A 13517-nucleotide genomic window follows, 5' to 3' on the forward strand; every position below is an offset into this window, starting at 1 on the left:
ATGCATATGCAGGAACGCACGAAAGATGAGCTGCTTCTCGATCTTCGGGATGTGGAGACGCACTTCTTTGCTGAAGGATCCATTACCAGAGCTCTAGGCGGCGTCAGCTTCGAAGTCAGAAAAGGTGAAACGCTCGGCGTTGTAGGTGAATCTGGATGCGGCAAGAGCGTTACAGCATTGTCAATCCTCCGCTTGCTGCCGAAGAACAATGCCAGGACGGTAGGCGGTCAGATCCTATTTGGTGGGCGTGATCTACTGAGACTCTCGGACCGCGAGATGCGCAAGGTCCGCGGGGGCCGTATCGGCATGATCTTTCAGGACCCGATGACCAGCTTAAGTCCGGTGCACACGATTGGCCGCCAAATTGCCGAAGCAGTGCAAATACACACGAGCGCGTCCCGATCGGATTCAATCCAAAGAGCCATCGAGATGCTCCGTCTCGTTCGCATCGCCGACCCAGAGCGGCGAATAATGAACTACCCTCATGAGATGTCGGGTGGAATGCGTCAGCGTGTGATGATTGCGATGGCTCTTGCGTGCTCGCCTGAGCTCCTGATTGCGGACGAACCGACGACCGCGTTGGATGTCACGATCCAGGCGCAGATTCTGCGGCTGATTGTCGACCTCAAGGAGCGCACCGGAACTTCCGTCGTCTTTATCACGCATGACCTTGGGGTTGTCGCGGAAACCTGTCAACGCGTAATCGTTATGTACGCGGGCAAGATTGTTGAGCAGGCAAGCGTCACAGAGTTATTCGCGCGGCCGGCGCACCCCTACACGCAAGGACTCATGCGGTCCGTGCTGGATCGTCGGCAAGGGCGAAGGGCCCGACTTCCCGAAATTCCTGGGACGGTACCCAACCTACGCGACCCAATTGCCGGATGCAGCTTTGCGCCTCGTTGCCCACACGCACGCCAACTCTGCCGTGAATCGGCGCCCACATTGCGCGGTTTGGCGCGCGATCATGCAGCGGCGTGCTGGCGTGCAGAGGAGGTCATGGACGCATGACAAGTCCCCTACTGAAAGTTGAGGGTCTGACTAAACACTATGCCATCGCTAATGGCGTATTGAAACGAGAGCGCACTAAAGTTCGAGCCGTAGAGGACGTGTCCTTCTCCGTCGAGGCGGCCCAGACCCTTTGCATCGTTGGAGAATCAGGTTGCGGAAAGTCCACCATAGCGCGCTTACTTATGCGCCTTGTGCAGCCCACAAGCGGTCGCGTCCTGATCGATGGGACCGATATTGCCAGCCTGAACAAGATGGAATTGCGAACTTGGCGCCGTCGGATGCAGATGGTTTTTCAAGATCCGTATTCCTCGTTGAACCCCAGGCTCACGGCTCAACAAATCGTTACTGAGCCGGTGGAGAACTTTGAGCGCCTCAGTCAACGGGAATGCCGACTGCTCGCGGGAGACCTTCTCAAACAAGTTGGCTTGTCGACAGATATGATGAACCGGCGTCCCTCAGAGATGTCGGGCGGTCAGCGGCAACGGCTCGGCATCGCGCGCGCGCTCGCGCTAAACCCATCCTTGATCATCGCGGATGAGGCGGTGTCTGCTCTGGACGTCTCCGTGCAGGCGCAAGTATTGAACTTGCTGATGGACCTTCAGCAGCAGATGGGCATTGCTTTTGTCTTCATCTCGCATGATCTAAGTGTCGTCGAACACATCGGGCATCGCATAGCTGTGATGTATCTCGGTCGGATCGTCGAGTTGGCGTCAGCAGATACGCTATTTGCCGATCCCGTTCATCCGTATTCCGAAGCGCTGATTGCGGCTGCCCCGGTCCCTGATCCAACCCGGGCGCGGTTAGCAGTGCCTCTTGAAGGCGAGGTGCCGAGCCCTATCAATCCGCCTAGCGGGTGCGCATTCCACCCGCGCTGTCCGCTGGCCGTAGAGCGGTGTAGAGTGGAAGTGCCTTTCTTGACCCCCACTCCCGATGGCCGATTTGTAGCCTGTCATGTTCGAGCACCCGCAAGAATTCCCAAGGAAAGCCAACGCTGTGACTGAAACACCATCCGGGATCGATAGCTCGTGTATGAGTAAGCGGTCAAGAGGCCGTCGAGCTCAGAGCACTCAGGGCCAAGGCGCCAACGGAGACGAGCGTCGCCTGACGTCGAGCATCTAACTCTGTACTCGCGCCGTCTACCGTGACGACGCTTTTCCGCGGAACCGCGGAGGGCACTTTGCTATTATTGGTGCCTGCAAAAGGAATTGCGCTCAAACACATGGACAACGCAACGATACAAACCCAACACCTTCGCGAGATGCTCGAGTGCCTTCGTTATTTTCGGATCTCCGCGGCCGAGGAGAGCTGATAGCTAGGCTCCAAGCAGTCCATAATCAATAGACTGGCCTGCCCCCTTTAGATCAGAACAAATAGGGACGCAGACTGCACATTTCCGCATCAGCTCTCTAAGAGGATACGCGGGGTTCAAACGACGCATTTAATGCCCTTGCAAGAGGCTTAAGCCTTACGCATGGCGTTTAGGGACGCCACGCGCTGTCGGAGAGTACGGGAGATCTTATGGAGAGACACTTTCACGAAAACGGCGGTCATTCGACCACGGAGAGAGGCAGCTATGATAAGGTCGGTTCGTTGGCAACCAACGTTACTGACGGTTTTACGATGGTAGCAGTCGGTGACCTCATCGTCAGCAGGCCTCTGACCGCATGTGGGGATGCCAGTTTCGCTGAGATCGTCAAGAGACTTCATGAAGCTGATGTCACGTTCGGCAACTTGGAAACCAACATCTTCGATGTCCGATCATTTAAGGGAAGCCCGCAATGCGGAGGTCCGTATCACGTCAGCCTGCCAGAGCTCGGGCCTGATTTGAAAGCGATGGGCTTCAACATCTTAAGTTACGCAAACAATCATGCGTTTGACTGGGGAGTTGACGGCATGCGTGAAACATGCCGGATCCTCGCTCAGAATGGGATCACGTATGCGGGTGTCGGCGAGAACCTGGCCCAGGCAGGCGCCGCTCGTTTTCTGGAGACACCACGGGGACGAGTCGCGCTTGTTTCTATTGCTGCATCCTTCACGCCTATGTCGCGCGCGTGCGAGCCTGCCGGCGAAGCGCCGGGCAGACCGGGATTGAATGCCCTTCGCTTGGCTCGAAGCATCGTAGTTCCGCCAGAAATGCTCGAGAGCCTCAAGCGGATACGCGATTCGTTGCCCGGCTTCAGTTCAGCAGGCGATAATCCAAACCGGGTCCTGCTGGCTGGCGCCACTTACAAAGCCGGCGACAGGCCCGGCTACAGCTACGCGGCCGACAATAGAGATCTCAATGGCATTCTCCGAAACGTTCGCCGGGGCAAGCAGTTTGCCGACTTCTGCATTGCTACCAACCACGGCCATCAACCTGGGAACTGGAGCCAAGAGCCGCCCGACTACGAACAATCGCTAGCGCATCAACTGATTGACGCCGGGGCCGACGCATATGTCGGACATGGACCGCATCAGTTGCGGGGCATCGAGATCTATAAGCGCCGGCCGATCTTCTATAGCCTCGGGAATTTCATCACGGATGACCTCCGAACGCCCGTGGGGGCCGACATGTTTGCTGCTTACGGCAAAGACCCACGGCTCGACACAGATGCTGAGGTCACGGTCGCGGAGATGGCAAGAGGATACGAGACGGATGTGGCACTTTCAGATCCACTCTTCTATGAGAGCATTATTTCTGTCAGCCGCTTCGAGCAGAATCAACTTGCGGAATTGAGGCTTTATCCGATCGAGCTTGGTCACTCGAAGAGATTTGCCAATCGGGGCATTCCTGGTCGCGTGACGGCTCAGAAGGCAAGAGCCATTCTCGAGCGCCTCCAGAAACTCTCAAAGCCATTTGGAACACGAATCGCGATTGAGGACGAAGTTGGGGTAATCAGGTTTGAGCCCGGCGGCCCTTCGCAGCGGGATTTCTGAGGAAATTGCGTTCTGGCATATTCTCCAAGAAGTTCAGCGCGGAGGCTCTCAACATTGGAATGCGAGCTGCTACCGAGGAGTGGTCATTGACCGTCGCCTAAAGACGGCTGTAGGACGCTGAAAAAGAGCGTCACGAAAAGGACTTTGCTTGGTTAGTGTTGCGTTGGACGTCATGCGAAGCGTCCGACCGCGGCCCGAGCTCTGCTGCTGTCCATGGTCGATGCTTTGGCCACCGCATCACGCTTATAAAAGGGACGGTGAGCTCATTTGGGTAAACTTGGTCAATCAGGAGGTGACCTTGGGACGCGTGGCGGCTTTATGGTCTCGTCCACGGTCTTCGGGCACTAGGTTCCCGGCAATCTGAAGCCATCGTTGACCGGCACGTGGGATATCGCCGACGGACTACGCCGATCGTAGCGAGAGCATCGCGGTATGGTAGTACTGGTTTGCGAACAAACTCGCACCGGCGGCAACTAACTTTGGCGCCGATGCACCCCTTTTGGCCTTATCGTTTGGAGCGTGCACCAATCAACAGTTCGCAATTTGGTTAGAGGCAGATGGAAAACGTGCGCCGTTGTGAGATCAAGCGCAGAACTTCTGCTGGTCGGCCTACGAAACCGCAGAAATTCAATCGAGGCAACCCGTACAATGATGTTGGCTCAATCAAAGGCCATCGGCTAACTGCAATTAGACATTTACATGAGCGGATTCACTCTTTGCCAATGCGGACAACAACACGCTTTTGCAGGCGGTAATCAGGGCTTCTTCGTGGAAAATGATACCTTGGTTGCCGTGCCCGATGTCTTACCGGCGGTTCTCTGTTCGCACTTACGCTCGATAAGCTCGAAGCCGTGCGACGGACGTCGCGCAAGAAACCAATAAGGCCGATACTTTCACGCGAACTGAGTATTAACATGAAGACCTTGGAAGCCGCGCTTTCCCGCGCCCGCATGAGTTTTGAGTCGGGCGAGCTATTCCGCATTCTCGACCGCCGCGTCGCCTTTCCTACAGAAAGCCAGAAGCCGGAGCGAGCAAACGTCCTGCGCCAATACCTCGTCGACGAGATTGGGCCATCATTTGCTGAAATGGGGTTCACGTGGAAACTCATTGAGCATGCAAAAGCCAAGGGGCCCTTTCTGCTCGCCGAGCGAATCGAAACGCCGGAGGTGCCCACTGTATTCAGCTACGGCCACGGCGACGTGATTTTCGGCCTGGACGATGAATGGGACGAGGGGCTGAAGCCTTGGCAGCTGATTGAACGCGACGGACGCTGGTATGGCCGCGGCGTTGCGGACAACAAGGGGCAGCACACCATCAACATGGAAGCGATGAGACATGTGATCGCCACACGCGGGCGACTAGGCTTCAACGCAAAATTCCTAATTGAAATGGGCGAGGAGGCAGGTTCGCCGGGTCTGAGTGAGATCTGCAGTGAATATCGCGAGGCGATGAGTGCCGATGTGATGATCGCCTCGGATGGTCCACGCTTGCAGGCCGATCGGCCGACCCTTAGACTCGGCTCGCGAGGCTGCTTCAACTTCGATCTGGCGGTCGAGTCGCGCGCACGAGCCCACCATTCGGGCAATTGGGGAGGGCTAATCTCAAGTCCTGGCATCCAGCTTGCCAATGCCATCGCCACCATCTGCTCGGCAACGGGGCAAATCCGCATCCCAGAATGGGTACCAAGTGAAGTGCCCCCTTCAGTGCGCCGAGCTCTGGCTGATTGTGATGTGAACCCTGGAGAGGGCGGGCCCGAGATCGAGTCGTGGTGGGGCGAGCCCGGCCTTACGCCGGCTGAGCGTCTGATCGGGTGGACCAGCTTCGAGGTTCTCGCGTTCAAGACAGGCAATCCTGAGAAGCCCATGAACGCCATTCCACCACGCGCTTGGGCTCGCTGCCATTTGCGCTTTCCAGTAGGTGTAGACGCGGAGGGAATCCTCCCAGCGCTGCGTCGGCATTTGGACCGGCATGGGTTCCCGCATGTGAAGGTGCAGAGGACGGATGAGCCAGTGGATCTACCCACGCGGCTGGACCCGGAGGACGCTTGGGTACAGTGGGCCGCCGCGTCGATCGCGCGCGCCAGCGGAAAGAAAATCACTATCCTTCCCAACAGCGCTGGTTCCCTTCCTAATTACATATTTGCTGAGATCCTGGGCGTGCGCACCCTCTGGGTCAACCACTCTTATGGCGCTTGCTCACAGCACGCACCCAACGAGCATTTGCCGTTGCATTTGATTCGTGAAGCGCTGGACATCATGACCTGCCTTTTTTGGGACCTTGGTTCTGGCGGGACCCCAAACGTGGGGAGCTTGAAAGACTCTCGTCTTCGACACAGCCAACGCGTCCGCACCGAGGCCCTGAGTAGGGAAGGCGCACTCCGCCAACAGACCGCGCATATTTCGACAAACCGCATGGAGACCGATCACGATGACTCTTGATGGTGCAAAACAAATCGCTCCTCTCGTCTTTTCCGATAGTTATGCGGAGGCGAGGCAGAAGTTCTTAACGGTAGCACCCAAAGCCAAAGCATATCCGTGCACCGCAAGGGGGCCATCGGGCGAGCCGCTCTTCACCGACGCTGCATATTTCGGCAGCCCGGATGCCAAGAAGCTGCTGGTTCTCGTTTCAGCCACGCATGGGCCTGAAGGGTACTGCGGCTCCGCAAGCCAGCTGCTCTTCCTCCAATCCAACATGGCTGAAGCCCTGCCCCGCACTACAGGCGTTCTACTAGTCCACGCTCTCAACTGCTATGGTTTTGCGTGGGATCGACGGGTGACTGCGGAGGGATGCGATCTGAATCGAAACTTCGTCGACTTCACCAAGCCGCTTCCTCCAAATCCAGGGTACGAGGAGTTAGCGGAGCACTTCGTTCCGCCAGATCTCTCCGAAAAGACCATTCGACGTGCCGATGAGGCGATTGCTGCGTATCGGAAGGCGCATGGTGAGCTAGCATTCCGAATGGCGCGGCAATCCGGTCAACACACCCGACCTGGTGGCATCTTTTACCGCGGGACCGGACCGACCGAAGCAAGGCGAACACTTGAGCAAATTGCAAAGGACTTTGATGTGGCGGCCCGAGATCAGGTCATCATCATCGACTATCACAGCGGCCTCGGCCCCTATGGCTACGGCGAGCTGCAAACCGAAGAAGTGTCAGGATTGGATGGATACGAGCGTGCCCTAAAGATCTTCGGCCCATCAGCCACGTCGCCGATGCTCGGGACTTCCGCTGCAACCCTGCTGTACGGAACGCAAGACGACTTCTGGGAGACTGCTCTGGGGGATCGTCATACCTACATTTGTCTAGAGTACGGCACTTATCCTCCCGACGTCCTTGCTGAGGGAAGGCGCAGAGAGCAGTGGTTGTTCGTCAATCGCCCGCAAGATGGAGACTCCGAACTAAGCCGCCAGATTCGCACAACCACGAGAAACAACTCAACTCCGCAAAGCTTGGACTGGAAGGAAATGGTTGCTTGGAGATCGCATATGATCCATCGCCAAGCGCTCGACGCATTTGCAGTATGAGCTGCTGCCGGTTTGATGAACATCGAGACTCGGTGTTTCAAGAAGCCGGAGGCGCGCGATGAAGAGACGGAAGTTCAGTCGCGAGTTCAAGGTCAGGCAGTCAAGCTGGTCAGGGAACGTGGGGTGTCGGCGGCGCAAGTCGGCCGCGACCATGATGTTCATAAGAATGTTCTGCGCAAATGGGTGAAGGAGTTGGCTCCGACCCGGCACAAGCTTTTCCTGGCCATGGGTAGATGGAGCCGGAGCAGCAGCAGGAGATCGAGCGGCTGCGCCGTGAGGTCGCTAAGCTGAAGGCCGAACGGGTCATCCTAAAAACGGCCGCAGCCTTCTTCGCTAAGGAAGCGACATGAAGTTCGCGTTCATCGCGAAGCACCGGGCGATCTGGCCGGTGGCATGGCTATGCGATGCGCTGGGGGTTTCGCGGTCGGGGTTCCATGCCTGCCTGAACCGCTCTCCCAACGCCAGATCTCGCAGCGACGAAGAGCTCGGCGGCAAGGTCAAGGCGTCAAGGCCAGCTTCATGGCGAGTTATCGCACCTATGGTGCGCGCCGAGTATGGCGCGATCTGCTCGCCGATAGGGCGGACTGTGGCCCATCAGATCGAACGGCTGATGCGCCTGCAAGGCTTGCGGGCGCGGCCGCGACGCCGGCGCTTGCCGAAGGACAGCGGCGACCGGCAGCTCGAGACTTTCAATTACCCATAACTTTTCCCACTCAGGCTGATCTGCTTATCGGCAAACTCTTGAGTCGAAAGAATCACTTGTAATTCCTTGCTGAGCACCTGATTCGCGAGGGGGCTCTATGGGGGCTGACATTAAGGGATCGATCGGCAAAAGGCCGTTTGCGGTCCTTGGAAGGCGAATGTTGGATTGATCGAGAGAGTAGTGGATGCGAGTTTAGACGCGCGGCTCCGCGACAGATTCCGCAAACTGCTCACGCAGATTGGAAGCGCCATGGGATAAAGCATTCCGCTCGTCTGCCAGGATTGGGCGAAGACCAAGGCAGCCAAAGGTTTCTTCTCGAATGACCGGGTCAGCGAAGTGGACATTCTGACCGGCAATTTCATTTCCAATCGACACGTGATCGTACCGCCGCTGTTAAAGATTTCGTTCTTGTGCCGCACGACACAACGGAGTTTAGCTATCAACGCGAGAAGTCAGAAGCGATCTGCATCACCAGAGCATAAACAGTGGGCGGGATAAGGCGGGTCGCCTCAGATCGCACACGGTTTGCGGCATCCTGATGCATTCGAGCTAACCTGGCGTTGACTGCGACTGAATTGGTGTGCTCGATGGCCTCGCCAACGGCAAACCAAAAGCAAGGCAGAAAACGCTCTCGCACTATCTGATCAAGAACGCCCGGCTCGGCGGTTATCTCGCCCGCGCCAGCGATCCGCCGATCCGCCGCTCGGCAATACAGTCATGTGGCGCCGGCTGTCACGCCACATCGACATCGCGCTGGGCGCCATGGTCGGAGGTGCGTGTTTCGGCAATTCCCGGACGGCGATTTCGGTAATTCGCGGACAGAGATTTCAGTAATTCCGGGACAGGGATTCCGCTAAATCGCGGACAGTTGCGGGAGGTTGGTTTTCGGGAGCGCCGTTCAGGCAATGTTCTCTCTCAAGCTGAGTTTGAGAGGGGCAATGCCGAGACGGAAGCAAGCGAAACGAACCACTGTGAAGGACCTACGATCGATCCTGAGGCTGACGTACGAGCAGGGCCTGTCGGTGCGGGCAGTCTCGGAACGGCTGCAGATCAGCAAGACCTCGGTTGCCACCTACCTGCTGCGGGCGCGCGAAGCGGGCTTGAGCTGGCCGCTGCCGCCGATTTGCGAGAGCGAGGCGGCGTTACAGCGGGCCTTGTTCCGGCGGGTCGGACGACCGCCGCAGGACTTGAGCGAGCCTGAGTGGCCACGGGTGGCGCAGGAACTCAAGCGGAAGGGCGTGACGCTGACGCTGCTTTGGCAGGAATACCGGATGGCTCATCCCGACGGCTACGGTTACACTTGGTTCTGCGAGAAGTTTGACGCCTATCGGCTGCGGGCGAACCCAACCTTCCGCCACCGCCACGCGGCGGGTGCGGTGATGCAGACCGACTATGCCGGCCCGACGGTGGAGGTGACCGATCCGCAAACCGGCGAGATCCGTCAGGCGCAGATATTTGTCGCGGTGCTCGGGGCCTCGTCGCTGACCTTCGCTATGGCGAGCTTCGGTCAGCGACTGCCAGATTGGATCGAAGGCCAGACCCGGGCCCTGTCGTACTTCGGCGGAGTCCCCAAGGCGATCGTCTGCGACAATCTGAAGGCCGGGGTCGTCAAGGCGTTATGGTTCGAGCCGACGCTCAACCAAACCTTTGCCGCCATGGCCGAGCACTACGACACGACGATTTTGCCGACCCGCAGCCGCAAGCCGCGCGACAAGGGCAAGGTTGAAGGCGCGGTGCTAATTGTTGAGCGCTGGATTCTGGCACGGCTGCGCCATCGGCGCTTCTTCAACCTGACCGATCTCAATGCCGCGATCGGCGGTTTGCTGGAGGAGCTAAACAATCGGCCGATGCGCCATATCGGCAAATCCCGCCGGCAGCTGTTCGAGGAGATCGAGCGCGAGGCGCTGGCGCCGCTGCCGAGCGAACCGTTCGAATACGCCGAGTGGAAAACGGCGAAGGTCCATCCCGATTATCACGTCGAAGTCGACAAGACCTTTTACTCGGTGCCGCACCGACTGATCGGCCGTCGGGTGGACGTCCGGCTCACGTATCGAGCCGTCGAGATCTTCCAGGATCACACGCGTGTCGCCAGCCATGTGCGCCGCTCTCAGCGCAGCGGCCATGTCACCGTGAACGAGCACATGCCCAAGGCCCATCAGCGTTACGCCAATATGACGCCGGCGAGTTTGATCAAGATGGCAGCGCGGGTCGGCGTCAACGCCGCCGCCCTGGTCGAGCGGATGATGCGTGAGCGCCCGCATCCCGAGCAGGGTTATCGCTCCGCCATGGGGATCATCGCCCTGGCGCGGCGCTACGAGCGCAATCGGCTGGAAGCGGCCTGTGAGAGGGCGCTCGCCATCAACGCGATCAATTACTCCTCCGTGAGCGCCATCCTCAAATCCGGGCTGGACCGCGCGAGCCCTGCCGCCGAGCCCATCAAAGCCACGCCCTCCCACGCCAACATCCGTGGCGGCGCCTATTATCAATGAAGGAAAGGAAGATCGTGATGCTGACCCACCCGACCCTCGACCAGATGCAGGCCGTCGGCCTTGCCGGAATGGCGGCCGCTTACCGGCAATTGGCCGAACAGGACAATGCCGCCGATCTCAGCCGCGACGAGTGGCTCGGCCTGATGCTAGATCGCGAAGCCGCCGTGCGCGCCGACCGGCGCCTGACCAATCGCCTCGCCGCAGCCAAGCTGCGCTTCGTCGACGCCTGTATCGAAGACGTCGACTTCGCGTCGCGCCGCGGCCTTGACCGGCGCAACACCCTCCAACTGGCGCAGGGCGCCTGGCTGAAAGCCCATGAGAACTTCATCATCACCGGCCTGACCGGGACTGGCAAAACCTGGCTGGCGTGCGCCTTCGGACGCCAGGCGGCCAGGCTCGATCATTCCGTCCATTATCTGCGGATGCCGCGCCTGTTCGAAGACCTCGCCATGGCCCGTCTCGATGGTCGCTTCCCGCGCCTCATCGATAGGCTCGCACGTGTCCAGTTGCTCATCCTCGACGACTGGGGCACCCACATCCTCAATGACCAGCAGCGCCTTGATCTCCTCGAAATCCTCGAATAGCGCTATAGGCGCAAATCGACCTTGATTACCGCCCAGCTGCCCGTTGCCCAATGGCACGACATGATCGGCGAGCCACCCATCGCAGACGCTATCCTCGACCGGTTCATCCACAACTCCCACCGCATCGCTCTCGAAGGCGACAGCATGCGAAGAAAAACAGCTGCGCGCCCCTTGACCAACGTCGAAAACAGCGAAACGAATACCAACCGACTTCAACAATCAGGCAACCAAAAGCCAGCGCCGCCACGCTGTCCGCGATTTAGCGAAACTGCTGTCCGTCAGTTAGCGAAACCACTGTCCCGTTTTTGCGAAATGCGCAGTCGGAGGAGACTTTGTGGGTAATTGAAAGCCTCACCGGATGCTTACCTCGCCGGTTACTGGCACGCCGTTCTGCGGCGAGCTCACCGACAACGCCATCGCTATCAGTATGGACGGCCGAGGTGCCTGGCAGGACAACGTGTTCGTTGAGCGGCTGTGGCGCAGCGTCCAGTACGAGGAGTTTTATCTGCGGGCCTACGAGAACGTCAGCGAAGCTCGTGACTCGTCGGCCCTACAATTCTACAATTGTCGCCCCCACATTCGAGCCTTGATGGCAGTACACCGGATCAAGCCTATTTTGACCTCGCTGCCCCTCCGCACGGCAGCCTAACCCCGGCAGAGGCTCCACTTATCGACGCGGAAATTCTGTTCAGACAACCGGGACCGGCTCAGCCGTCAGCGGCGCCCATGAGAGCTTAGAAATAACTACCGCGAAACCCTCTTGACAAGCTCTCAGTCCCTGAACACCAGGACTCGAAAAACTGCCAGCTTGCGCGTCTTGGTGTTTCTCCCTGGTTCGCACCCCGAAAAGTGACGCAGCGCATAGAACATAAAACATCAGGAAACTCTTAAGAGCCGTGTAAGCCCGTGAACGTCTCGTAGCTGCTCAATCCCGAGCGCAGCTTCGATCACTTCGTCCGCGCGTCTACTTGATAGACCACTGATCGAACGAAATTTCTTAATTACGTCTCCGTCCCCGTATGCCGTTCTGCTCGTCCACGGATCTCCCAACGCAAATTCCGTTTCAGCCTCAAAGTGCTTCCCGTCTCGCATTATGACCGTGGCACGAGCAGGCATATTTCGCAATTGGCCCTTAACAATATGATCCAAGTAACAGTCGGCATCGTCCCAATGCTCCACGATAACGCGTTCTCTAAGCTCCTGTACCGCTTCATTTCTGTCATGCTCGTCGTCCAACCAAGTGCTGATTGGCATGCCGAGCAGGATCATCGCAACTGCGTGTGGGATACTATACTGACGCGACACCCAAGTAACAGGCCGGGTGTTTGCGAAGCGGGCCCCGGAGAGTAGCACGTTTGTAGCAATTACCACCCGCTCCACACCTGCGGGATCTACATCCGCGCTATCGATGGCTTCCAACAGCGCTGTGAGCGGATGATGCATCCAGCGACACGTTGGCCACGGCTTATAGGTAATATCCGACAACATCCACCGCGCACCTAGATCTCCAACTAGCAGATCCGAATCGAAATGATGTGTACCGCACATTCGGATTAGACCAGGCTGGTCGTCAAATATGGCGGATAGTCCAGTCGCGCCAAATGTGGCTGAGCGTGCGGCGAAGACTCCCGCAAGCACCGCCCAGCCGGCATCTTGGTATTTGGAATGGGGCAACTCCGTCGATTTGCCGGGCCACATATTTGGCAACGGAGTATTCGAACCGGCTATCCCAAGCGTCTGCCGTGCCAAAGCTTCGTCCTGCAAACCGAGTCGAATCGCAACTCCCGCTCCCGCAAACGCAGTGGAAACGGAAAAATGGTACAGCCGACCGATTGCACCGAACATGTGCGCTCCGCAAGCACTAGCCACGCGCCCTCCAAGCTCATATCCCGCAATCACCGCCTGTAAGAACTCTGCACCACTCGCATTTTGCTCCTCTGCCAACGCGAGCGCCGCAGCAACGGTGGCTCCCCCGAAATGGTGCCCGACGGGGAACGTTTCATCGAGGTCCATGCAGTTTGCAAGACGGCCATTCGCATACAATGCTCCCGCCGTGCTTCCGCGTCGATCGCATCCAATGATAGTTGCAACGTCGCCAGCCCCTAGGAACTCTGCCATCTGCACCGAGACCGGCGCAATACACGTTCGCGCGGCCAACAACATGCAGCCGATCGAGTCTAGCAAAAGACGACGTGCCTCCGATTGGACCTTAGCTGGGACACTGACCAAGTCTAAGTTCGAAATAAATCGCGCGAGTGCTCCAGTCATATCTGTGCGGTGATCGTCCATTGG

General features: G+C 58.2%; 8 protein-coding genes and 3 pseudogenes. 10 read left to right on the forward strand and 1 reads right to left on the reverse strand.

The genetic code is table 11. From position 1 onward, the window contains the following. The 10 genes and pseudogenes from BDOA9_RS34595 to BDOA9_RS34640 all read left to right on the forward strand — a co-directional run. Complete coding sequence (locus BDOA9_RS34595; protein WP_025038523.1) at positions 1 to 1008, forward strand: ABC transporter ATP-binding protein; 1008 nt, start codon at positions 1 to 3, stop codon at positions 1006 to 1008. After that, on the forward strand, positions 1005 to 2009 hold the full coding sequence (locus BDOA9_RS34600; protein ID WP_025038524.1) for an ABC transporter ATP-binding protein: 1005 nt from the start codon (positions 1005 to 1007) through the stop codon (positions 2007 to 2009). Before BDOA9_RS34595 ends, BDOA9_RS34600 begins: the two co-directional genes overlap by 4 nt. Before the next feature lie 517 nt (positions 2010 to 2526). Next, entirely contained in the window at positions 2527 to 3924 is a 1398-nt protein-coding gene (locus tag BDOA9_RS34605) for a CapA family protein (protein WP_025038525.1), read from the forward strand. 914 nt (positions 3925 to 4838) lie between these two features. Continuing rightward, positions 4839 to 6362 carry a M20 family metallopeptidase gene (locus tag BDOA9_RS34610; RefSeq protein WP_025038526.1) on the forward strand — a complete coding sequence of 508 codons (1524 nt, stop codon included), beginning with the start codon at positions 4839 to 4841 and terminating at the stop codon, positions 6360 to 6362. Next, on the forward strand, positions 6352 to 7449 hold the full coding sequence (locus BDOA9_RS34615; RefSeq protein WP_025038527.1) for a DUF2817 domain-containing protein: 1098 nt from the start codon (positions 6352 to 6354) through the stop codon (positions 7447 to 7449). The genes BDOA9_RS34610 and BDOA9_RS34615 overlap by 11 nt, the downstream gene beginning before the upstream one ends. A gap of 58 nt (positions 7450 to 7507) precedes the next feature. Next, a pseudogene (locus BDOA9_RS38435) lies at positions 7508 to 8125 on the forward strand (transposase); the annotation flags it as partial. Between the two features lie 288 nt (positions 8126 to 8413). Then, on the forward strand, positions 8414 to 8650 hold the full coding sequence (locus tag BDOA9_RS40070) for a hypothetical protein (RefSeq protein ID WP_340162418.1): 237 nt from the start codon (positions 8414 to 8416) through the stop codon (positions 8648 to 8650). 440 nt (positions 8651 to 9090) lie between these two features. Beyond that, positions 9091 to 10641, forward strand: coding sequence for an IS21 family transposase (gene istA, locus BDOA9_RS34630; protein ID WP_025038528.1), 1551 nt, complete (start codon positions 9091 to 9093; stop codon positions 10639 to 10641). Positions 10642 to 10658: 17 nt separating this feature from the next. Further along, positions 10659 to 11420: pseudogene (istB, locus tag BDOA9_RS34635) on the forward strand (IS21-like element helper ATPase IstB); the annotation flags it as partial. A gap of 211 nt (positions 11421 to 11631) precedes the next feature. Next, positions 11632 to 11855 (forward strand): annotated as a pseudogene (locus BDOA9_RS34640) (integrase core domain-containing protein); the annotation flags it as partial. A gap of 246 nt (positions 11856 to 12101) precedes the next feature. On the opposite strand, the gene BDOA9_RS34645 reads toward BDOA9_RS34640, so the two are convergent. Continuing rightward, positions 12102 to 13514: an MmgE/PrpD family protein gene (locus BDOA9_RS34645; protein WP_082847974.1), complete on the reverse strand. Its 1413-nt coding sequence runs from the start codon at positions 13512 to 13514 to the stop codon at positions 12102 to 12104. Positions 13515 to 13517: the final 3 nt, after the last annotated feature.

It is taken from the genome of Bradyrhizobium sp. DOA9 (assembly GCF_000617845.2).
GTDB lineage: Bacteria > Pseudomonadota > Alphaproteobacteria > Rhizobiales > Xanthobacteraceae > Bradyrhizobium.